Here is a 22,594-nt window from a genome sequence, read left to right on the forward strand (position 1 = left end):
TCACTATTGAAAATAATCGGCAAGCTAAAGCAAGCCTGCCGATTTAGTATTTAATTTAATTTGTGTAACTCAGGGTTATCTGAATTTTTAATGCTATTAATGCTACGAACAAATGGACCGTATGCTTGGATCTCAGCCGGCAGTGTTTTTATTGCTGCACGCGCATCTGCAGGTGTTGCAAAATCACCATACAAAATCGTATACCATGGCATATTATTTACGGTTTTACGGTTCATCCAAACAGGTTGTTCGCCTGCTAATTTTCCAGCATAAGTCGTTAGATCTGTTTTACGGCTCAAGGCAAGGATCTGAAGCGTATAACCATAGCGATTATGCATTTCGTCTTGCTTACTTGTTGGCGGTAAAATCTTCACAGCAGCATCAGACTCTGCAACTGCTGATGTCTCTTCTGGTGTTAGTTTAACCACTGGCTTTTCAGTTTGTGGTTCTGCAGCAATCTCAGTCTCTTCAAAAGTAGTTACCTCTTCTTCAATAGGTTGAGATACTTGGTACACTTCTTCAGAGGTTTCTGTCGTGATGTTTGTGGTATACGAACTACTTGTACATCCTGCAAGTAGTGCGGTTAACGTAATAGGAATGATTCTTTTCATTTTAATTCACAATTATAAGTCATGCTGATTTCCTAATTTTGCACCTGATATACAAGACAATCAAGTCTTTAGCTCTCTATCTGTTCAATTACTCAAATATTTCCTTAGATTACGGTACAATTGTTGTGTTTTTGTGCGCTAGGTTTTGTTTATATTATTCTATTAAGCCAAAAAAATACTTTCTCAGCTATCTTATTCTTATATAAGGATTAAGGGAGCTGTAATGTCAGATTTAAAAACGCTTTTTCGACCGCGTTCAATTGCGGTTATTGGCGCGTCAATACACTCGGATCGCGCTGGTCATATTGTAATGAGAAACCTATTAGATGGTGAGTTTGATGGGCCGATAATGCCAGTACACCCTAACTATCATTCCGTCTGTGGGATCCTTGCTTATTCAGATATTCCTTCCCTTCCCATTACGCCTGATTTTGCTATTTTATGCACTCCGGCACGTGAGAACGTAAAAATATTAACGGAACTCGGAGAAAAGGGCGTTAAGTTAGTCATTATTCTCTCTTCTGATATGCATTTACATTGCAGCGGTATTGGGGAGCCTTTACCTTATGAAGCGGCACGAATTGCTTCTCAATTTAATATGCGAATTTTAGGACCAAACAGCCTTGGGATAATCCTTCCTTGGGTAAATCTTAATGCGTCATTCTCTCCAATTAATGCCAACAAAGGAAACATTGCCTTTATCTCTCAATCAGCAGCAGTGTGCACTACCATACTTGATTGGGCGAAAGAAAAAGAGATTGGATTCTCTGCTTTTGTTTCTTTAGGAGATGGCATTGATATTGATTTCAGTGAGCTACTAGATGCCTTATGCACTGATTCAAAAACCGACGCCATACTACTTTATATTGATTCAATCAAAGACGCACGACGGTTTATGTCTGCCGCTCGTGCTGCTGCTCGTAATCGGCGCATCTTAGTCGTAAAAAGTGGTCGCTCCGTTGCAGGAAGTAAAGCGGCGCAACTACATACCAATGGAGAGATAAGTTTAGATGCAGTGTATGACTCGGCTATTAGACGGGCAGGTATGTTACGTGTATCAAACACTCATGAATTATTTGCAGCAGTAGAAACACTTGCACACCCTATTCCATTTCGCGGGCAACGTTTAGCAATAGTAACAAATGGCGGTGGCCCTGCAATAATGGCGGTTGATAGCTTAATGCAACAAGGAGGAAGTCTTGCACAATTAAGTGATACATTAGTCGAACAATTAAACCAATACCTTCCTCATAATTGGTCGCATTCCAATCCTATAGACATTGGCGGTGATGCTAATGAACAAAGATACTGCGAGACGGTTAACGCGTTATTAGACAGTGTAGATTGCGATGCTATTTTAATTATGCATAGCCCTTCTGCTGTATCCAATTCCACTCAAACAGCAGCTAAATTAGTCCAATTAATCGATAATCACAAACGCAAAGCAAATTTTACTATTTTAACTAATTGGTCAGGAGAGAGTTCTTCGAAAGAAGCTCGTTTACGCTTTACACAAGCGGGGATTCCAACTTACCGTACACCAGAGAGTTCGGTTTCAGCATTTCTTCACTTAGTTGAGTATCATCGCAATCAGAAGCTCTTAATAGAAACCCCAGTATCGTCTGGCCATATTAATAAGCATGATGCGAGAATGGCTCGCGAATGGTTAGATAATTGTGTTTCACATAAACTGACCGACCTTGATACACATGAAACCCAAACTCTATATTCATGCTATGGATTTAAGACCGTAGATACTTGGATCACAGAGGAACCGGTTGAAACAGGTTATATTGCCGAGAGTATTGGTTACCCTGTTGCCATAAAACTCCGTTCTCCTGATATCCCTCATAAATCCGATGTTCAAGGTGTAATGCTTAATTTAAACACCAAAGAAGAAGTCATTAATGCAGCACAATCTATTATTGATCGAGTATCAATAAGCTACCCTTCAGCTCGAATTTCAGGGTTAAGCGTTCAAAAAATGGCACAAAGAGCGGGATCTCAAGAATTACGAATTAAAGTATGCCAAGATCCAGTCTTTGGTCCTGTGATCTTACTTGGTGAAGGAGGATCTGAGTGGGATCTCAATAACAATGCCGCCGTTGCATTACCACCACTTAATATGGCGCTAGCTGAAAACCTCATAAAATACGCGATTAAAGAAAATATTATTCAGCATCGCAATTCTCCGACAAAAATGAGCATCTTTGATTTAAGCGCTTTTCTCGTTCGTCTATCTCAGATGGTACTTGATTGCCCTGAAATAGTTGAACTTGATATACACCCTCTTCTTGTTTCGGGTATTGATCTCACTATTATTGATTCATCCATGAAGGTACAGCATTTTACTGGCGACATTCATAAACGATTAGCCATTAGGCCTTATCCAAATGAATTAGAAGAATTTTCACAACTTAAAGATCATAGCTCAGTATTACTTCGTCCAATTCTTCCTGAAGATGAGCCAAAACACGCAGAGTTTATTTCTCAGGTATCACATGAAGATTTATATAAACGATTCTTTTCTGATGTTGGTGAATTTAATCATGAAGCTCTGGCGAACTTTACTCAAATCGACTATGACAGAGAAATGGCTTTTGTCGCGACGAAACAGATTGATAATCAAGAGGTTATTCTGGCTGTGGTTCGTGCATTATCTGATCCAAATAACATTAATACCGAGTTCGCTGTATTGGTACGCTCAGACCTTAAAGGCTTAGGTTTGGGGAAAATTCTAATGGACAAGATTATTCGATATTGCAAATCACAAGGTATTAAAGTAATGAATGGAATGACGATGCCATCAAACCGAGGGATGATTGGATTAGCGCAACATTTTGGGTTTACTGTAGACATTCAGATGTCAGATGGCGTAGTCGAAATGAGTTTAGAGCTAAATTGAATCTTAATTTAAAAATAAAAAAACCAAGATAATCGCAATGATTATCTTGGTTCACATAGATATAAAATTGTTTAAAAAAGGGATATCTATATTATTTTACTTGTTCAGCTTTTTCTTTCTTTACCATAATTGCACCAGCAATAACAAATGCAACTAATAATAAAATTTCCATTAACCTATCCTGTCTATTGTTTAAAAAGTGATTTACTTGGGTAATATATCATCAATTTATATTAGGTAAATAGTTTTTCCTAACATTTATACATACTCTGTCACACATCATAAAATATATACTGCCCTTTACCGGAAAATTTCGTTTCATATAATATAAATTGGTAACTCCACACCATTTTTGTCTTTTTCAAGCATCTCACTATGTCATTAAGCTATGCTTTCAATTGACTACAAACAAATTTGCTGAAGCAATAACGTGCACACCACCACATAAGAATTTAAGAAGGAGATCTATCTATCATTTCATATAAGTATAAACACACACAAATGCAGTACGAAGAGACATGATACGAAACCTGATAAAGTTCCCCTACTAAAGCAACAGAATCAGGCTATCTTTGTTTTTATTCTCAACACAAAGTACATTATGAAAAGTTCTTATTACATCCTCCTACTAACGTTGCTTTCTTTTCCAAGTGATGCTAGATCTGTGAAAAAGTATTATAAAGAACATCAATCAAAACGATGCGAAACCCTTACACGGACATTAACGCACGTAAATAAAGTATTGAGCTTTAGTGAAGGAAAGGAGTACAAGGAAAAACTAAAAGAGAAAAAAGCATTGAAGAAATTACGAAAAGAGAAAAGCTGTTAAAAAGCCAACTGGTAAGTTTACAGTTGGCTCATTGTTTACGTATTATTTTGCTTTTGGTCTAAAAGCCTTAATAACGTCTTCGTTACATTCAAGAAATGGCCCTTCCATTAAGTCAATGCAATATGGAATTGCTGGGAATACCGCATCTAAACATTCACGAATGGATTTTGGTTTACCTGGTAAATTTACAATTAAAGAATCTTTACGCAGACCTGCTGTTTGACGTGACAAGATAGCAGTAGGAACAAATTTTAATGACTCTGCACGCATTAACTCACCAAAACCAGGCATCATGCGATCACACACAGCTTCAGTTGCTTCAGGTGTAACATCACGCTTAGCAGGGCCAGTACCACCCGTTGTAACAACTAAGCAGCAACCTTTCTCGTCCGTAAGTTCAATCAGTGTTTTTTCAATCACATCTTGCTCATCAGGGATAACTACGTACTCCGGTTCCCATTCAGAGGTAAGGTAATCATTCAATGTAGCAATGATTGCAGGACCTGAAATGTCTTCATAAATACCAACACTTGCACGGTCGCTTACCGTAACAATGCCAATTTTCGCTTTTTTAGTCATAGTTAATTTCTTATTGAAGTAAGGTAACCCTATTATTACAAGTGGTTACCTATTTTTCTACTAAAAAGACAAATTGGATTAGTATTCGTAAGCCATATTTAGTGATACACCATAAGTTGAATCAATAGAGTAGATGGCAGCTAAATCAAAATGGAACATATTTAATGGTGAAAAACCAATACCCGCGGTAAAGGCATCGTCGTAAGTTCCAGCTAGGTCTTTCTTGTAACCACCACGTAATTGAATCTGATATAATAAATCGACTTCAGCACCCGCTCTGAACATTTGAACATTATCATCCAAACCAACAAAACGCTCCTGCTCATTCAAATCCATATCAGCGGTTAAGATAAAGTAGTTGGTCATGAATGCCACACCAGCTGTGTATGTTGGTGTTAGCTCATAGTTATATTGGTAATCTTTTCCATTTGGATCATAAAAACCACCATTAACACTATCCTTAAATTTTACATTAACCTTAGCGGTTTCAATTTCATTTTTAATTAGGTTTTTACCTGCTGCAGCAAAACGCCAAGGACCATAAAACCAAACAGCACCAACATCAACATTAAATGCATTGTCGGTGGTTTTATTTTTATTAAAATCTTTAAAATCAAAATTGTTTACCGCTTCTACATAGGTATACGTTAGGTAACTTTGAATTTTTGGTGTTACACCAATAGTGATATTTTGTCCTAGGAAATTTGTGTAACCAGCAAAGGCTACCCCCGCTTCTGCTAAGCCTAAAGCAACGGTGCCTACCGCTGTTCTGTCTGCCATTTCGATAGGGTTAGTTGTTCCAGTATATACATCTGGCAACGTAATACCTTCTACTGATGTTTTACCATAAAAAGCCATAGATAAATAACGATTAGGGATTGCAACAGCCATACCTGCACCCATGCTAAAACTTAATGCGTCACCATTTAAGTTTCTTAAGCCATTTTCAATATCAGATGCACCACCCACTGGATCAGTTGGTATTTTTGAGAAACCTTTCTGGACTTGATCAACGTCATCAACCATTCCGCCTTGGTCCATAATTTGAAGACCTGCGCTTGGAAGCAAGAGACCAGCATCGTCTTTACGGCTGTAAATAGCGACTAATGCAGGGTTATAAAAAACACCAGTTAGATAATCAGCAGCAGCAGTACCTGCCCCACCCATTGCATCGATACGACCATCAACGCTAAAATTTGTTGCTGATGCTTGTGAAGAAGCGACCGTAGCGCAAGAAAGTAAGCCAATTTTCATCCACTGTTTCATTTTTTATAACCTAATAGAAATACTTAAGTACGGTATCGGCTTAAGAAAAGCTAACTTTAGGTAAATTTACGCTTTCATTTATTTTAATGATGAATAAGGGAGATAAGTAAAATTTGAATAGTTAACGTAGTGAAAAGCCGAGATCATATGATCTCAGCTTTTTATTATTTCTTTGCTTTCTCTGCTATTTCAGCTCGGATCTGATCAGAAATGATTTTAATGGCTTCACCACTGCTAACACCTTGACGCATTAATTCTTGGATCTTTTCTACCGCTTGTTGTTGCTCTTCATGAGTTAACGTTGGTAAATCTAACATCAGTTACTCTCTACAGTTTCTGTGACATCAAAATTGATGACTTTGGTTATGGCTTGTATTTCTTGAATCGATATTGGGCCTTGGAAACGTTTATGATTAAACGACACACTTAAAATATAACTTCCTGGTAGCACATTGGTTTTAGGAAGACTTTGTGGGAATTGTTCATCATAGAACTTCTCCCACAATTTTATGTATTCACTATCTTGATGGTCATAAATCCCAATCGCCATTTCTGGTAATGGGCAATTAGACTTTAATAATCCAGTTTGCGTAGTTTTCCACTTATCTTTTCCTAACCACGATACCATCATTTCTGTTTTCGGTGTATTCAATATAATCCAGGACTCCCATTTAGTACTCTCTTTATCGTCCACAGTTATAATGAGTTTATATAACCCATTTTTAACTCGATTATTGAGCGATTCACTGGCGTAGGTATATTGTTTTATCTTCTCGTCTTGCGTCGGAGTTATGCTTATCGACGGGTTAGTTAATTGCTCCTCATCCGGCCATTTAATAAAGGACAATGATGATATTGTCTTTTTACTATCAAACTGAACTAATAATTGATGATATAATCGACCTGGACTTTGAATAATCATTCGTTGAACACTCAACGAATTTAACCAATTAGGGATAACAATAGTTGATAAATCACGGCCACAATTTTTCGTACTAGCCGTACCAATCAATTTATCAATATTATGCTTTACATTGTTATCTGTCGAACTCTGTAAAACTTCAATTGCGGTTTCAAATCCCTTTAAAGAATCACCTTCTAAAAATTGTTTATGGGCACTATATAGCGCAGATTGCTCATTAAACCAATCTTTTGCAACGGCATTAGTACCCATAAATACTAAACAAAAAAAACCAATGGATGTGGCAATTTTTCGCTTAATCATCATCAGAATTACGCTTTCATTTTATAGCCAACACCGCGTAAGGTTTCGATATCTATCCCTACGATTTTTTGGCGAAGTTGTAAAATATGCGTATCAACAGTACGCGTGGTTGGGAAATGGTTGTAGCCCCATACTTGATCCAGCAATTCATCACGAGTAAATACTTTTCCTAAATTAGATGCAAGGAAAAGTAAAAGGTCAAACTCAGTTCGAGTTAAAGTCACATTTTCACCAGAGTTAACCACGTCTCTTGTTGAAGTATCAATCGATAAATTACCTACGTTTAACTGCGTTTTTGCCTCGTCAGATTCTGGAGACCGTAAATGCGCACGCAAACGGGCCAATAACTCTGCTTCAGCAAAAGGCTTAGTTAAATAATCATTAGCGCCTGAATCAAGCCCTGTTACTTTATCGCGAACAGACACTAATGCCGTTAGCAAAATAACTGGAACATCTTTTATTTGTTTCCATTGAGGTAGCCAAGTCAGTGAGTCCCCCTCTGGTAGCTGACGATCAAGGATCACAATATCAGCTTCCGTCCATAAACTTGATACATTCGTTGCATTTTCAGAATGCAAGCACCGATACCCTGCTTCTTCTAGGCTAACTACAAGGCCATCTGCTAAGTTTTTATCATCTTCAACAAGTAGGATTGTCTGTTTCACACGGTATCTCCAATATAAATGTCGTTGGGGGACCTTGAAGTGTCATGGTTCCACCCATTCTTTTAATCATTGACTCAACAATGGTTAGACCTAAGCCTAGCCCTGCTTTACTAACAAAAGGGGTTTTTAATTCTTTCCAATTTGCTTTTGTTAATTGTCCACCATCAATGACTTCAATTTTTAAATGTTTTTTTCCTACAGTAACGTTCAAAAGCACAGGTTCAATCCCATATTTATGAGCATTACTAACTAAGTTATCAATACAATTACCTAGCCAGTAAATATTTACTTTTATCGCTGAGTCCTTATTTATCTTAAATTCTACAGGCTTACTATACTCCATACAGCGATAACTTAACCACTCTTCAACAGAAGGGATCCACTCTGTTGAAAGACCTTTGTCATCAGACTGCAAATAATCTTTACTTGCTTCTGCCAGTTGTCTTAGTCGTCGAGAATCTTCGCATAATCGTCTAAATTCATCATAAAGTGACTCGGGCAGTGATTCAAATTGCCTTCTAAATCCTTCAACTGTCAATCCCAAACTGGCAATTGGTGTACGTAACTCATGCGTAAGGATCTGTAAAACCAACATACGGCTTTTCATCTCTCGACGCTTACCGTTCCATTGAGATATCCCCCAACCTATTGCAAGTGATAAGTTAGCAAAAACAAGAAATAGCACAATATATGAAAGTGTTTGAGAATTACTCTCATCTTTCCAACAGACATTCCCATTTTTTACGTAACAGTTATCTCCCTGTTTAAACACTGACATATCTAAGTCAAACTTGTCTAAGTACTTTAATTTTAGCTCCATCGGATAAAGGTAATAACGGCTTCCTTTTCTTATCCAAAGTAACTTATCGGCAATGATCGTATCAGAGCCACTGATAATCGCTCTTATTGCTTTATCATCCATTTTTTGAAGATGATGCAATAAGGTTCCTTCTTGCGCTAATGGACGTTCTTTAATATGCATATATTGTTCTAGCTCACCTAATTTCTTAGGATACTGCTCAACATAACGATAAGCATATGAGCCACCTCCAGGATGAATCATTCCTGAACGCGCAAACCAGCTATTAGGTAATGTGAACCCTTTACATATAGCTCGGATCAGCACCAAAGGCTCCCCAACAAGTGGGCTTACCGGCCAAGGTCCAGTACAAGTATGGGCATTTTTATAAAGCTGTTGTAACTGCTTAAATGGGTAAGATGCCGTTTGCGGCAAGAGTGTATCAGGGGACAATAATACTGTAGGATATTCTTTTTGTATCAGGCGAATGTCATAAATCTCAACAGCCTGCTGTTTTTTAAACGCTTTTTTAAAGCTGTCAATTTTCGTAGCTAGACTCTCGGCATGTAAAGAAGAGCTAATTAACAGTAATAAAGAAAGGAGAAAGCGTTTATTTATCAACGGTGAATCCTGTAGTTAATGTAAAAAGAAAGATCAATTGAATCAGTATATTATAAATCAATCGGAATACGAACCGTTTATCTTACTTCACCATTACTTTTCCGCCAATCATCTTATATGCAGGAGTCCCCTTGATTAAAGTTTCTCGAGCGAAGACACCTTTACAATTAGGACAAATACAAGTCTCATCAGTATAGTTTTCAACAATACGCTCAATAAAGCACTTAATTAATGCGCCTTTACCGCCTTTTCTATATTTAAAAAGGATTGTTCTGCACTTATCACAATAGATCTGAACTGTTTTTGTTGGACCTTTTTTATTTGGCTTTGCCATACCTTTCAATTATCCATGGTTGCGATCAGCAAAGATTTTACTTTACACTGGAGTTACAATCCAACCAAATAAGTAATTGATTGTTCTTATTTGTTAATTTGCTGTATATAAAGGAGCGTCCATGCGAACTTATGCTCAACACCCCCAAGCTAAAGAAGCTCTACTCCTTCTTAATGAGCTGCAATCTTACTTTAAAGATGAATTGATAAAAGCAAGTGAGCTCTCAACTCAACCTTCTGAGTTTATTTCTGTGGAGTGGTTACGCGATCAAGGTTTACATGGCGGAGGAAAACGCTTTGAAGCGATTGAAGGAGGAATTTTCAACCGAGCGTCAATTAATGTCTCTCAAATTCATTATGAAGACGATACGGCAAAGCATTACGACAGTGCGACAGCGCTTTCTACAATTATCCACCCTGCCAACCCATTACTGCCTTCAGTTCATATGCACTTTAGCTGGACAATATTAAAAGACGGTTCCAGCTACTGGCGAATTATGGCAGATCTAAACCCTTCCCATTTTAATAAAGACGATAAAGAATATTTCGATCAAACCCTAAAAGTTGCCGCTAAAACGTATTATTTACAAGGAACTAAAGCAGGAAATCACTATTTTGATATTCCAGCATTAAAAACACGTCGCGGTGTCAGTCACTTTTATTTAGAAGGATTTAATCCTGCCGAAGAAAGTGGTGATACATTCACTCGTCACTTTGCACGCAATGTTATGGACACCTATGTTCATATTCTAAAATCCCACTTGATGGATTCGGCAACCCCCTCAGTAGAACAACGTCAGCAACAATTGGATTACCATACTTTATATTTTTATCAAGTGCTTACTTTAGATAAGGGAACAACCGCTGGGTTATTGGTACATAATCAAAATGATGTTGGAACATTGGGGTCTCTGCCTTCTCATATTAATCGTAACTTACTTCAAGATTGGCAAAAATGCTCTCCAGAGCCAATTAATGAATTAGTTAGCACTCTTTTGACTGCATTGCCTGACTACAAAATTTGCCCGATAACCATTGAGGTTAAAGCGAAGCTAGCGCAAGCGATTCGTGAATTTAATCATCGGAAAATGTAAACTACGTTAGCTTTTTTTAACGCCATTGGTCAGTTTCAATGGCGATAATAAACAATTAACTTATTTCTGGTTTTATCCATACGGTTTCAAAATCAAACCAACCTAATCCATTGCATGATGCATTTTGAATACTGTTATTTGCATTTTCACTTATTCCCATCCAACCATGGAAAAGAGGTAAAATTTGATCGCTATTGACTAGATAACGACAAATTTCGTTCACAGGAAAGTGGTTTTCTGATGAAGATTGCCAATTATCAATGAGCATTGTTATTTGAATAAAATCCTCTTCCGGCGTCACTCTTTCTATTTCATTAAACGCAAATAACCATGATAGCAAAGCTTCTGGGCATTGAGTTCCAAGACTCATTCCTCTAAGCCACATATCAATAGATCGCGTTTTTTCTTCACACAATAAATCTAATGTATCAAACGGATGCATTTTTAAAACAATACCATCAAGCGCTAAACGTTGCTCTATTGCTTTACCTAACAATGGATATAACGGGTGCTCTTTTTCGTAACCAAGGTGAACTACGCTCCCTTTCGTCGGCAAAGTAAATGGGACCTTTGACCGATTAAGACAGTGTTGTAATCCAGGTAATAAACCATAAGCATTAAATAAACCAATCCCATTCATTTGTGAATTTTGAAGCTCATTAAGCAGCATTAATGGAGTAATGACTTGTGACAGATACGCTTGCCAATTTTTATCTTTTGCAACCCCTGTTTTACGATTGAACAATAGATAACTACACCCTTTATCTACATCGACTTTTTCACCATAAGAAGAATAAGACTCTGGCCCTTCACTTACTTCTAACCCAAGTTTTAGCTGTATTGGTGCGACTTCAGGTAAAGTCCAAACCTCAACCGAATCAATCAATGGTCTATAACCAAAATAATGCTCATTAGCGGTTAGAATTAATTTTTTATCCGTATTCTCACTTATCTTATAAGGTCCAGTGCCAATAGGATATCGGCTGTAATCCTGTTGTGTATGAGCCGCAGTTGGAATAATTTTCGCGTTAAACTGTGCAAGTTTTGATGCAAAATGATGATCGCTTTTAGATAAAGCAAAATCAATAATATTAAGGCTTGGGCTGCTTACACTGTGAATATGAGCAAACACAAAGTTCGACTTAAGCGCTAAAAACGTCTCTTTAATATCCTCGAACGCTAATAACTTTCCGTCATGAAAGCTAATACTTGGCCTAATATAAAATCGCCAATGAGTAGGAGAAAGCATTTCCCAATGGTGAGCGATATCTCCCTCAATATCTCCTGCTTTATTCCATTGCGTTAGTCCATTAAAGATTTGCTGAACAAGGTGCTGCTCTGAACGACGAATGGCAAGAGATGGCTTAAGTATGTGTAGTTGACGATAATAAGGCAGCTTAACGACTTGCTTCCCTTTTTCATGAGAAACGCCTAGCGCATTATTAATCAGATCTAATAACGCATCTTGGTTACCATCAAGCAATTCAAGGGCTACATCTAGCTTTCCTTCTTCAATGTTCTGTCTAGCTAACGATAAATACACCGTATCAGGCGTAGAAATGAACTCTAAAATAGAGCTTTTTCCTCTTCCTACTGCAGGGTTCCAAATGATCCATTTTTCATCAGACATTTTTTTAAGAACCATACGTGTATTTCGACGAGTACAACATAACAAATCGGCAATATCATCAATTTGAACGCCTGAATCATTATTATTATAATGCGTATATAGTTTCTCAAATTGTGTACGTAAACGTGGACTACCCATAAAGCACCGTTGTGTTAGTTGATACTAGTCTAGTTATAAGTTCAAATTCTGAGACTGTGAACTTATACTCTTGATTTTTCAATAAGTAAGTTTACACTAAATCTCGAGTATTTAGAGGAAATTCATCATGTCATCAATTGAATTACACCAATTTAACACCCAAACCCGAAGAAAATCTGATCGCTATCCAGTGGAACGAAATGGCGTATTTATTGTTAAATCGGGCCAATTTCATTACTGTGATAAATCAGGCAAACCTATTACCCTTAATGCTGGTGATTTTTTACTTTACAGCTCTGGTGACATATCAAAAGTAAAAATGATTAATGAAAATGGTAATTTTAAAGCCGAATCATTAGTCATTGATGTCAGTCTTTTTCAAAAATTCATTACTTATACCAATAACACCGCACATACGGCGTCAGACAAAGAGTCTTTCATTTTTACGCCTGAAAACACATCAGTAAATAAAATTTTAGATCTGATAAAAAGCCAATTAGCAGAAGGCGCTACCGATGATTCACTTGAGTTTATGGTGCTGGCTTTATTAAGTGAAATGGTGCATGAATATCCGGACTTAATTGCTTTTATACATCGTATTTCTATCCTAACCACCTCACAGCAATTGATTCAATATGTAGAAGATAATATTTCTGCCGATTTAACCATTGATGCTGTCGCACCGAAATTAGGAATGTCCGCATCAACACTCAAACGAAAATTGCAATCGGATAAACTTTCTTTTGCACATTTAGTTAAAGTGAAACGCATTAACTATGCCGCAACTCAATTGCGAATAACACGTAAAACCATCACTGAAATTGCCTATGAAACAGGATTTAAAACAGCTGCTCATTTTAGCACCTGCTTTAAGTCTGTTCATGGGAGGACTCCGAAAGAGTTTAGAGAATCTATACAACCTTAAGTGTCACATTGGTGTAACATTTTGACTTTATGATGCTTTTTTTTATTATGGATTTAGGTCATGTTTAAAGCACTCAGTTACACCACTTTTATCACGGGATTACTTTTTAGCTCAACCCTTTTTGCCGCCGATAACAATATGGTTATTGCAGGTTCGACCTCTGTTTCTACTTTATTAGAACCTTTTATTGAAGAGTATAATCAAGCAACCAAACCGTCCATTGATTTACAAAGCATTGGCTCTAGTGCTGGCATAACTATGTTGGAAAATAATATTGTCAGTTTAGCGATTAGCTCTCGTCAACTTACGCCTAAAGAAAAACTGTCTCTTTCTTCAAATCTTATCGCCTATGATGCAATTGCTATTATCACCCACCCAGATAATCCAATTAATAACCTTTCTGCTGATAATATATGGAAGATCTATCATGGAGATATTACTAACTGGAAACAAGTTGGTGGTGAAGACAAAGAGATTGCTGTTATAACAAGAGAAATAGCGTCAGGCTCTCGCTTTTCATTTGAGAAACACCTTAAACTAACCAAAGAAATTAACTCATTTACGGTTTCTGATATCAGCAAAAAAGCGATTGTTGTAAACGGTACAAGTATGGTTAAGAGTATTGTGGCACGTAACCCACACGCGATTGGTTATGTTTCTGCGGGATCGATTGGTGATCTAGCACAATTGCAAGTTGTTAAAATTAATGGTCTTTCACCAAGCACAGAATCCATCTCTGATAAAAAATACCCTCTCTCTCGTCCTTTCTTGTTTGTATATAAAAATGAAGACCTTTCTTCTAATTCACAAAAATTCATTGATTACATAAACTCAAAGCAATCAATTTCTAAAATAAAATCATTAGGTTATGTAAAAGAATAGTTGAAATAAAATAGCGAATAATTTATTGTGAAAATTAATACAGTCAGAATCACAACAAGGAAGAACCATGTTAACTGTAAATAGCTATTTTGAAGACAAAGTTAAATCAATTGGCTTTGTTCAAAAGAACAATTCAATTTCTGTTGGTGTTATGTTACCGGGTAACTATACTTTTGGAACAAATGCAGCAGAGAAAATGTCTGTAATCACAGGGGCTCTTACTATAAAGCGCTCTACGGATGCTGATTGGGTAGTGTTTAGTTCTGGAGAAGATTTCTCAGTTGAAGGCAACTCTTCATTTGACGTTAAAGTTGAAGTTGAAACCGCATACTTATGTGAGTATTTATAATCACTAGAGTATAAAATTTACTCAGTTATTTGATAAAAAAGCCAAGTGAATGAAGGTTCACTTGGCTTTTTATATTCTTAATGTATAAACAACGGTTTATTCGTCATCTACTACTAATTTTTTTGGCTTTTTCTTTGGCATAAACACTTGATCACCCACTGCTACGTTAGTGTGGAATGAATTATCACGTTTCTTAGCTGTTTTTGGCTTATGAGTTCCGCGTTTTGCTGTATTTTTCTTAGCATCTGCTTTCTTCACAAACGTACGTTTTTTCTTAGGTACAAGCCCTTTGAATTTGCCTTTTAGATCTTCAAATACAGAGAACGTTAATTCTTTTTGTAAGAAATTCTCTATACGCTTAAAGCTTTCCCAGTCTTTTGGCCCAACAAGAGAAATCGCTGTACCTTTCTTACCAGCACGCCCTGTACGACCAACACGGTGGACGTATTCTTCCATATGTTTTGGCATATCGAAATTGATAACGTGAGTTACGCTAGTTAAATCTAAACCACGCGAAGCAACATCTGTTGTCACTAGTATTTTATGTGCGCGACGCTCAAACTGGCTCATGATGTTATTACGAGCGGTTTGATTCATGTCACCACTTAATGCAACGGCTTTAAGGTTACGTTCGTTCAGTAAGTTAGTTAAACGATCGGTATCAACACGTGTTGCTGTAAAGATCATGATTTGGAAGTATTTTTCCGTTTCAATGATTTTATCTAACAACGCTTGCTTATGATCTAAGTGATCACACAAGTAAAAGCTTTGCGTAATATCTGTATGCTCATCGGTAGATAAACCAACAGAAACAAACTTAGGGTTATCCAACATGTTGCCTGCAAACTGGGTTACCGCATCATGATCTAACGTTGCAGAGAACATTAAAGTTTGACGACGACGATGGTTTGCTGCTTGATGAATTTTTTGAAGATGATCTGCAAAACCTAAGTCAAGCATACGGTCAGCTTCATCAAGAATAAGCATTTCTAATCCATTTAAGAATAAAGATTGATGCTCTATGTGATCCGCTAAACGACCAGGAGTTGCTACGATAAATTTAGGGAATTTACGAAGTGCATTGACTTGATCATTAAAGTTTTCACCACCAGTGATCAATGCAGCATCGTACGTTAACCCGCCCAACATTGCACGTAGGTGCGTATATACTTGTTTTGCGAGTTCACGTGTTGGCGCTAAAATCACAGCTCGTGGATCATTTTTAGAAAACGACTTTGATTTTAGTGATTTATGAAGCATTGGTAATACAAACGCGAGTGTTTTACCTGACCCAGTTTTTGATGATGCAAGAATGTCTTTTCCTGCCATCGCAATAGGAACTGCTTTACGCTGAATTTCAGTTGGTTTTTTGATGTTCTGGTGAGCGAGATTTTTTAATAGGCGATTATCTAAACCTAAATCTTTAAATTGCAAAAGCTGCACTCCAATTTCGAGTATTATTGATGGATAACCAGTCATTCTGGTCTAATGAGGCGGAGTATAGCATAAGACTCCTTTAACCTTGCACATAATTCTTCATTTGGTCACTTACACTCACCCACCACTTTGCTACAATGCCTCAATAAACGATAAGATAGACAATATCTTTAATAATAAAAACATTCGATAATAAACATCTTTTATAATAAACATCTTTTATAATAAGTAGTAGAGAAGTCTATGAGCATTCAAATCACTGGAACAATAGCAAAAATGCGCGCATCCCTACTTGATGGCGCAGTACAATATCGTCTACCGGTAGGAGACGAAGAAGTCGAACTCAACGCACTCATTGGTCAAACACTGACATTAGCGCATACAGGCAATATTTTCTGTTGCTCTTGCGGTAAAAAAACCAAGAAAAGTTACTCTCAAGGTCACTGTTTTGTCTGTATGAAAAAACTGGCAAGCTGTGATATGTGCATTATGAAACCAGAAACTTGTCATTTTGCAGAGGGGACTTGTCGCGAACCTCAGTGGGGAGAAGCTAACTGTTTTGTTGATCATTATGTTTATCTATCAAACACTTCAAGTTTAAAGGTAGGTATTACTCGCCACACTCAAATCCCAACGCGTTGGATTGACCAAGGTGCAACACAAGGGTTACCTATTGCTAAAGTTAAGAACCGTTTAATTTCAGGATTAGTTGAAATTGAATTAGCAAAATTAATCGCAGATAAGACCAATTGGCGTACGCTTTTAAAAGGCAATAATGAGCCATTAGCGCTAAAAGAAGCGGCATTAGAACTCCTTCCTCAAGTAGAAGAAGCGATTGCGAAAATTCAAGCTGAACACGGTGAAGATTCTGTTGAACTATTAGATGAAAATATTCTTGATATCGCATTCCCTGTTAATAAATTTCCAACCAAAATTGTCAGCCATAATTTTGATAAAAACCCTGAAGTTACTGGCGTATTAAATGGCATTAAAGGTCAATATTTACTGTTTGATACGGGTGTAATTAATATTCGTAAATTCGGGTCTTATGAAGTGACCGTGACCGCGTAACTTAATACGGGCGTCCATTGTATAAATGAATGCCCTTCCTTCAATCGTAACTCAACGCGGCGACTCTATATTTCTGCCATCTGCACTTAAACTGTGCCACTCTTCAAGAGTTGGCAGTATTTGTTCTTACATATCGTGACTTTGTATTAATCCCCCAAAAAAAAACACGTAACACAATGCTAGCAAGCAACCTTAGGGTTTAGCGTACCATTTGTTTTATTTTATCTAATTATGTGATTTAACTCGATAATTGATTCTAATTTATTTGATTGGATTTATTGATTCAGTTATCAATATCAAATACTATTGAAGGGAGTCGAGCATGATTTTAGCCACACCAAATGAATTTGAACCATACTTATTTATTGATAGTAAAAGTGGCTCATACTACTCAAAATATGACAATTTCATATTACAAAGTGTATTTCAACCCATTGTAGATATTCAAAATAAAGTGATTGGGTATGAGGCACTACTTCGTATTTTTGATCACAAGATGACGTCAATACGCCCCGATCTTTTTTTCAAAAGTAAAACTCATTCATTAGAAGACATATTGAATATTGAAAGACTTAGCCGGATTATCCATATCCGAAACTTTTCAACCTTTGCATCTGACGATTGCCAACTCTTTCTTAATGTATTACCAGAGTCGGCCATCCATTTTCATCAGCATAAGCTTAAAAATATTAATATATCTTTACTTGAGGTTCGAATAAAACAGCTAGGTTTAACCCCACAACAAGTGACACTAGAGTTGCTTGAATTCTACTATCATGATGAAGAGGGACTAGCTACCGCTATTCAGGGTATTAAAGAACATGGGTTTAATGTGGCTATTGATGACTTTGGTTGTGAAGCATCAAGTAAAAAAAGAGTATCCAGTTTAAACCCTCATATCATTAAAATAGACCGTAAATTACTTCTGCAATACGATAAAGGGTTAACCCAACCATTATTATCTGCGATCGCTTTAGCAAAAAAAGAAAATGCTAAAGTGGTTATTGAGGGTATAGAAACACCATCGCAATATGAAAAAATGAAAGCTCTAGGTATTGATTATTTTCAAGGTTTTTTAATAGGTAAACCTTTAGCATTACATCAACAAAAGCATCAAGCAGCGTAACTTCCCTTTACTCTTTTCACTTTGTCGCTAAAATAGCGTTTTTGATTTTTTAAAGGATTCACGCTATGTCCATCCAATGGTTCCCTGGTCACATGCATAAAGCTCAAAAAGAGATCGCCGAGGTGATCCCTAAAATTGATGTGATCATTGAAGTACTTGATGCTCGTATCCCTTTTAGTAGTGAGAATCCAATGATTGCCTCTCTACGCCAAGATAAGCCTTGTATTAAAGTTTTGAACAAGCGTGATTTAGCAGATCCTGAAGTGACTCAACTTTGGATTGAACACCTCGAGAAAGAGCAAGGCGTTACAGCAATGGCAGTGACAACCAGTAACCCTGATGAAATCCATAAAATCATGGAAAGATGCCGTAAGCTGGTTCCTCACCGTGAAGCGATGGGAAAAAACGTTCGCACCATGATTATGGGTATTCCGAACGTAGGTAAATCAACCATCATTAATACCTTAGCCGGACGTATGATTGCAGTAACCGGTAACCAACCTGCCGTAACTCGTCGTCAGCAACGTATTAACTTACAAAACGGGGTCGTTCTTTCTGATACTCCTGGTATTTTATGGCCTAAAGTTGAAAATCCACACAGTGGTTTCCGTCTTGCTGCCACTGGTGCAGTTAAAGATACAGCAATGGATTACGATGAAGTGGCTTTCTATACTGTTGAGTATTTAGCAAAACAGTACCCAGAGCGTTTAAAAGAGCGTTATAACTTAGATGACTTACCAGATAACGATGTAGAGTTAATGGAAGCGATTGGTCGTAGTCGTGGTTGCTTGCAAGCTGGCGGACGAATCAATATCTATAAAGCGTCTGAAATTCTGCTTCATGAACTTCGTTCTGGCACATTAGGTCAATTGACTCTAGAGCTTCCAGACATGATCCCTGCTGAACTTGAAGCTGTTGAAATTGCAGCAGCACTTAAAGTTGAACAACAAATTAAGAAAAAAGAAGAACGCCGTAAACGTTACTTGAAAAACAAACGTTAATTATATTTAAACACAACAAAGAGAGGCTAACCAATAAGTTAACCTCTCTTTGTTTATTCTTATCACTGAACCTATTACTCTTCAATAAGTAAACCTAATAACACACCTTCTAACTGATCCCAAGGTAACAACTGAGTATCAATCACTTCTAATTTTGATTCCATGCCATCAATGCTAAGTAAGTTGACAGAAACTACGCCATTAGCAACATTGAATGCATAAAAGCCTTTATTAGTGTTCATCACCGCTTTAACACGTTCAGCAGTAAGAGCAGAGAGCATTGAAAATAACTCATCAAAATCAAATACTGATTCAGCCCCAAAGAACCAACCACAGCTAACATAACCCTGCCCTTTATTTTCTTTACGACAAAATTTTTGACCCGGTTCTAATACCATCTCAACTATTTCTTGCTCTGCATGATGGTGATGGTGCTCTTCAATGATTAAGTCAGTGGTTCGATCTTCCTCTAACCATTGTAAAGGTAATTCTCCATGGTCAATAGCGGTTGATTTTGGTTGATGTGGTAACGATTTAACCCAAGAATAAAATAAACATTTATCATAGTCTGATGCCATATCCATTTTAGTCGCAACAACGACATCAGAAATATTTAATTGGTCATTAAAGTTTTGATTACTCGTATACTTCTCATCAGATAGGTTTTTAGGATCAACAAGGCCAATAGTTGCTTTTAAATCAATGTAATTCTTGTAGTTTTCTGACTGCAAAATAGCCAGTATTTTTTTAGGATGACCTAAGCCTGTTGGTTCAATAATCAAACGGTCTGGTTTTTGTCTTAAAAGCGCATTTATCCCAACCGACATCGGTAACCCTGCGGTGCAACACATACACCCCCCAGGGACTTCTTTCACCATTGCGCCACTTTCCGTTAAGAATGCACCATCAATACCAACTTCACCAAATTCATTGACTAAAACAGCCCAAGATTCATTTTCAGGTTTATTTTTTAGCAATTGTAATATCGTGGTGGTTTTTCCAACCCCAAGAAAGCCAGTAATAATATTAGTTGGTATTTTTTTCATAACATTGCTCATAATTAGTAAGATCCATTAATGATACCTCTAGGGCGCCTCAGTCTGCTAATTATTTGAGGGCATTTATTGATTAATGCATAAAATCAATTACATAAAATTACGTTTTGAGTTATGTTAATGATATGTAGAAATACGAATTTTCTTGCAACACGCATTGATATTACTTTTAAACAAAAACAATAATTAAAGGCTTCATGTATGTTTAACTTTTTTGAACGGCTTACCACCGCGTTTCCAAAACAAGACCCCGACCAACCACCAAAAGGACTGTATGCATTTTGTCGTCATTATACCAAAGGCTATGAGCTCCCTCTTATTGCAATGTCTTCTCTAAGTGCCATTATTGCGGTTATTGAGGTCTCACTTTTTGGCTTCATGGGTCAATTAGTTGATTGGCTATCAACGCACAATCGAGATACATTTTTAGCTCAAGAGGGCCATACTTTAATGTGGTTAGGTCTACTTGTAGTGGTTGGGGTCCCTATTTTGATCCTTATCCACTCTCTTATTACTCATCAAACATTATTGGGAAACTACCCAATGGCTATTCGTTGGCAAGCCCATCGATACCTTCTAAAGCAGAGTGTCTCATTTTATTCTGATGATTTTGCGGGACGTATTGCGACAAAAGTAATGCAAACCTCTCTAGGAGTTCGTGAAACGGTCATGAAATTACTGGATGTATTGGTATATATCTCTGTTTATTTCACCTCAATGATCGTCATGGTTGGTCAAGCAGATTGGCGTTTAATGGCGCCAATGCTGATCTGGCTAGCAGCCTATGTTGCAATTCAGTTTTACTTTGTTCCAAAATTAAAAGCGATTTCAGAAAAACAAGCCGATGCCCGTTCGACAATGACAGGCCGTATTGTTGATAGCTATACTAACATCAACACAGTAAAATTATTTAGCCACAGTAAACGTGAAACTGAATACGCAGAAGAAGGAATGAAAGAGTTCCTTAGTACCGTGCATAAACAAATGCGTTTAGCCACTGGGATTAACATTTCAGTAGAGATCATCAACTACCTACTTGTTTTTTCAATTGCAGCCGTTTCTATCATGTTATGGATTGACAATGTATTGTCTGTTGGTGCTATCGCTATTGCCATTAGTTTAGCATTACGAATTAATGGCATGTCACATTGGATCATGTGGGAAATCAGTTCGTTGTTTGAAAATCTAGGTACTGTAACTGATGGGATGAATACCCTCGCAAAACCTATCACCATTAACGATAAACCGAATGCGACAGAACTAAAGGTTACTCAGGGTAGTATTAAATTTGATAACGTTAATTTTCATTATGGCGAAAATAAAGGCGTCATTAACTATTTAACCCTCGAGATCAAACCAGGCGAAAAAATTGGCTTAGTTGGTCGCTCTGGTGCGGGTAAATCCACATTAGTTAATCTATTACTTCGTTTTCACGATATAGAGTCAGGGGCTATTACTATTGATGGTCACGATCTAAGAGACGTAACACAAGACTCATTACGCAGCCAAATAGGTATGGTAAGCCAAGACACCTCTTTATTGCACCGTTCTATTAGAGATAACATCAAATATGGCAGACCTGATGCCAGTGATGACGAATTATTTGCTGCGACTAAACAGGCTCAAGCTCATGAATTTATCGAAACCTTAACCGACTCCTATGGCAGTAAAGGCTACGATGCGCAAGTTGGTGAGCGAGGAGTTAAACTTTCTGGCGGCCAGCGTCAACGTATTGCTATATCGCGAGTACTCCTCAAAGATGCACCGCTATTAATCTTAGATGAGGCAACCTCAGCACTTGATTCTGAAGTAGAAGCAGCAATACAAGACAGCTTAGATGAGTTAATGGAAGGTAAAACAGTGATAGCTATTGCACACCGTTTATCAACCATTGCCGCAATGGATAGATTATTAGTGATGGATCAAGGTAAAGTGGTTGAACAAGGTACACACCAAGAGCTTGTTCAATTAGGTGGGATTTACGCACAACTTTGGGCTCACCAAACGGGTGGATTTATCAGCGATTAAGAAAATATAATTTATAAGTGAAAAC

General features: G+C 37.3%; 20 protein-coding genes. 9 read left to right on the top strand and 11 right to left on the bottom strand.

Annotated elements, in window-relative coordinates:
- Positions 1-50: 50 nt before the first annotated feature.
- Positions 51-611 carry an SPOR domain-containing protein gene (locus F8B77_RS09750; RefSeq protein ID WP_130049100.1) on the bottom strand — a complete coding sequence of 187 codons (561 nt, stop codon included), beginning with the start codon at positions 609-611 and terminating at the stop codon, positions 51-53.
- Positions 612-834: 223 nt separating this feature from the next.
- Here F8B77_RS09750 and F8B77_RS09755 point away from each other — a divergent pair, with 223 nt between their 5' ends.
- The gene (locus F8B77_RS09755) at positions 835-3,516 is read left to right on the top strand and encodes a bifunctional acetate--CoA ligase family protein/GNAT family N-acetyltransferase (protein WP_151655189.1); all 2,682 of its coding nucleotides are present in this window, start codon (positions 835-837) and stop codon (positions 3,514-3,516) included.
- 871 nt (positions 3,517-4,387) lie between these two features.
- Here F8B77_RS09755 and mog read toward each other — a convergent pair.
- From mog to F8B77_RS09795, 7 genes are all read right to left on the bottom strand, one after another.
- Entirely contained in the window at positions 4,388-4,924 is a 537-nt protein-coding gene (gene mog, locus F8B77_RS09765) for a molybdopterin adenylyltransferase (protein ID WP_151655191.1), read from the bottom strand.
- 78 nt (positions 4,925-5,002) lie between these two features.
- A complete protein-coding gene (locus tag F8B77_RS09770; protein ID WP_151655192.1) occupies positions 5,003-6,190 on the bottom strand; it encodes a conjugal transfer protein TraF in 1,188 nt (395 codons plus the stop codon).
- Positions 6,191-6,354: 164 nt separating this feature from the next.
- Complete coding sequence (locus tag F8B77_RS09775; RefSeq protein WP_207215680.1) at positions 6,355-6,510, bottom strand: YoaH family protein; 156 nt, start codon at positions 6,508-6,510, stop codon at positions 6,355-6,357.
- Positions 6,507-7,418, bottom strand: a complete 912-nt coding sequence (locus tag F8B77_RS09780) for a DUF2861 family protein (RefSeq protein ID WP_244298246.1) — start codon at positions 7,416-7,418, stop codon at positions 6,507-6,509. The genes F8B77_RS09775 and F8B77_RS09780 overlap by 4 nt, the downstream gene beginning before the upstream one ends.
- Positions 7,419-7,423: 5 nt before the next feature.
- Complete coding sequence (locus F8B77_RS09785; protein WP_151655193.1) at positions 7,424-8,080, bottom strand: response regulator transcription factor; 657 nt, start codon at positions 8,078-8,080, stop codon at positions 7,424-7,426.
- Positions 8,055-9,500, bottom strand: a complete 1,446-nt coding sequence (gene vxrA / locus F8B77_RS09790) for a sensor histidine kinase VxrA (protein WP_151655194.1) — start codon at positions 9,498-9,500, stop codon at positions 8,055-8,057. Before vxrA ends, F8B77_RS09785 begins: the two co-directional genes overlap by 26 nt.
- An 82-nt stretch (positions 9,501-9,582) precedes the next feature.
- Positions 9,583-9,834, bottom strand: coding sequence for a hypothetical protein (locus F8B77_RS09795; RefSeq protein ID WP_151655195.1), 252 nt, complete (start codon positions 9,832-9,834; stop codon positions 9,583-9,585).
- Between the two features lie 121 nt (positions 9,835-9,955).
- Here F8B77_RS09795 and F8B77_RS09800 point away from each other — a divergent pair, with 121 nt between their 5' ends.
- Positions 9,956-10,927 (top strand): coproporphyrinogen III oxidase, encoded by a 972-nt coding sequence (locus F8B77_RS09800; protein ID WP_151655196.1) that lies wholly within the window; start codon positions 9,956-9,958, stop codon positions 10,925-10,927.
- 55 nt (positions 10,928-10,982) lie between these two features.
- Here F8B77_RS09800 and F8B77_RS09805 read toward each other — a convergent pair whose 3' ends face one another.
- Positions 10,983-12,695: an SgrR family transcriptional regulator gene (locus tag F8B77_RS09805; protein WP_151655197.1), complete on the bottom strand. Its 1,713-nt coding sequence runs from the start codon at positions 12,693-12,695 to the stop codon at positions 10,983-10,985.
- Between the two features lie 127 nt (positions 12,696-12,822).
- Between F8B77_RS09805 and F8B77_RS09810 the strand changes: the two genes are divergently transcribed.
- From F8B77_RS09810 to ppnP, 3 genes are all read left to right on the top strand, one after another.
- Positions 12,823-13,620, top strand: a complete 798-nt coding sequence (locus F8B77_RS09810) for a helix-turn-helix domain-containing protein (protein WP_167512800.1) — start codon at positions 12,823-12,825, stop codon at positions 13,618-13,620.
- 60 nt (positions 13,621-13,680) lie between these two features.
- The gene (locus tag F8B77_RS09815) at positions 13,681-14,502 is read left to right on the top strand and encodes a phosphate ABC transporter substrate-binding protein (protein ID WP_151655199.1); all 822 of its coding nucleotides are present in this window, start codon (positions 13,681-13,683) and stop codon (positions 14,500-14,502) included.
- Between the two features lie 67 nt (positions 14,503-14,569).
- On the top strand, positions 14,570-14,851 hold the full coding sequence (gene ppnP / locus F8B77_RS09820) for a pyrimidine/purine nucleoside phosphorylase (protein ID WP_130048106.1): 282 nt from the start codon (positions 14,570-14,572) through the stop codon (positions 14,849-14,851).
- Between the two features lie 96 nt (positions 14,852-14,947).
- Here the strand turns inward: ppnP and F8B77_RS09825 are convergent, their stop codons facing one another.
- Entirely contained in the window at positions 14,948-16,330 is a 1,383-nt protein-coding gene (locus F8B77_RS09825; RefSeq protein WP_130045872.1) for a DEAD/DEAH box helicase, read from the bottom strand.
- A gap of 201 nt (positions 16,331-16,531) precedes the next feature.
- Here F8B77_RS09825 and F8B77_RS09830 point away from each other — a divergent pair, with 201 nt between their 5' ends.
- The 3 genes from F8B77_RS09830 to ylqF all read left to right on the top strand — a co-directional run bounded on the left by F8B77_RS09830 (position 16,532) and on the right by ylqF (position 19,486).
- Positions 16,532-17,359: a DUF2797 domain-containing protein gene (locus F8B77_RS09830; protein ID WP_151655200.1), complete on the top strand. Its 828-nt coding sequence runs from the start codon at positions 16,532-16,534 to the stop codon at positions 17,357-17,359.
- Positions 17,360-17,681: 322 nt separating this feature from the next.
- A complete protein-coding gene (locus tag F8B77_RS09835; RefSeq protein ID WP_151655201.1) occupies positions 17,682-18,485 on the top strand; it encodes an EAL domain-containing protein in 804 nt (267 codons plus the stop codon).
- Between the two features lie 65 nt (positions 18,486-18,550).
- On the top strand, positions 18,551-19,486 hold the full coding sequence (gene ylqF, locus F8B77_RS09840) for a ribosome biogenesis GTPase YlqF (protein WP_151655202.1): 936 nt from the start codon (positions 18,551-18,553) through the stop codon (positions 19,484-19,486).
- Positions 19,487-19,560: 74 nt separating this feature from the next.
- Here ylqF and F8B77_RS09845 read toward each other — a convergent pair whose 3' ends face one another.
- Positions 19,561-20,532, bottom strand: a complete 972-nt coding sequence (locus F8B77_RS09845; protein ID WP_151655203.1) for a CobW family GTP-binding protein — start codon at positions 20,530-20,532, stop codon at positions 19,561-19,563.
- Between the two features lie 210 nt (positions 20,533-20,742).
- On the opposite strand from F8B77_RS09845, the gene F8B77_RS09850 reads away from it, so the two are divergent.
- Entirely contained in the window at positions 20,743-22,569 is a 1,827-nt protein-coding gene (locus F8B77_RS09850; RefSeq protein ID WP_151655204.1) for an ABC transporter ATP-binding protein, read from the top strand.
- Positions 22,570-22,594: the final 25 nt, after the last annotated feature.

The sequence above is a fragment of the Aliivibrio finisterrensis genome (assembly GCF_008933155.1).
Lineage (GTDB): Bacteria > Pseudomonadota > Gammaproteobacteria > Enterobacterales > Vibrionaceae > Aliivibrio > Aliivibrio finisterrensis.